The organism is Arthrobacter sp. Y3221157 (assembly GCF_059089865.1).
In genome coordinates this window covers 1-833 of record NZ_JBNHFD010000205.1, presented here as the reverse complement: position 1 = coordinate 833, position 833 = coordinate 1, and the positions used below count along the sequence as shown (strand labels likewise).

General features: G+C 69.7%; 1 protein-coding gene. It reads right to left on the bottom strand.

What is annotated here, in order from left to right:
- Positions 1-17: 17 nt before the first annotated feature.
- On the bottom strand, positions 18-833 hold an 816-nt coding region (locus AC5RTT_RS20660; protein WP_494146722.1), incomplete at its 5' end, for an acetyl-CoA C-acyltransferase.

Here is an 833-nt window from a genome sequence, read left to right as displayed (position 1 = left end):
AGCAGGAGCGCCTCGCCCTACCCGCCGCCCCCGCACAGGGACACGGCGGCCTTTCCGGTGCCCCGGCGCTTGAGCTCGTGGGCGGCATGGACCGCCAGGCGTGCACCGGAAGCCCCGATCGGATGCCCCAGGGCGATGGCCCCGCCATGGATATTGCACTTCTCCAGCGGATAGTCCAAGTCCTTGAGGGACTGCACCGCTACGGAGCCGAAGGCCTCGTTGATCTCGATGAAGTCCAGGTCCGCCGTGGTCCACCCTGCCCGGCCCAACGCGTTCATGATGGCGTTCGACGGCTGCGAGTGCAGTGAGTTGTCCGGCCCGGCGACCTGTCCCGGCTTGCCCACCACGGCCAGGTACTCCAGGCCGTGGGCCTCGGCATAAGCGCGCGAGGAGAGCACCAGGGCGGCGGCGCCGTCGGACAGGGGCGACGAGTTGCCGGCGGTGATGGTGCCGTCAGTGACGAACGCAGCCCGCAGCCCGGCCAGGGACTCGACGGAGGCGTTGGGGCGCACGCCCTCGTCCGCGTCCACCACGAGGGGATCTCCCTTGCGCTGCTTCACGCTGAGGGGGACAATCTCGTCGTCGAATGTCCCGTTCTTTGCCGCCAGCGCCGCGCGCTGGTGCGATTGCGCAGCCACGTTGTCCTGTGAGGTCCGGTTGATGCCCAGGCTTAGGTTCCGGGTCTCCGTGGACAGGCCCATCGACTGGCCATCAAAAGCGTCCGTCAGTCCGTCGTGGGCGGCGGCGTCCAGGGCCTGGATGGAACCGTAGGTCCAGCCCTGCCGCGAGCCGGGCAGCAGGTGCGGCGCCCGGGTCATCGACTCCTGGCCGCC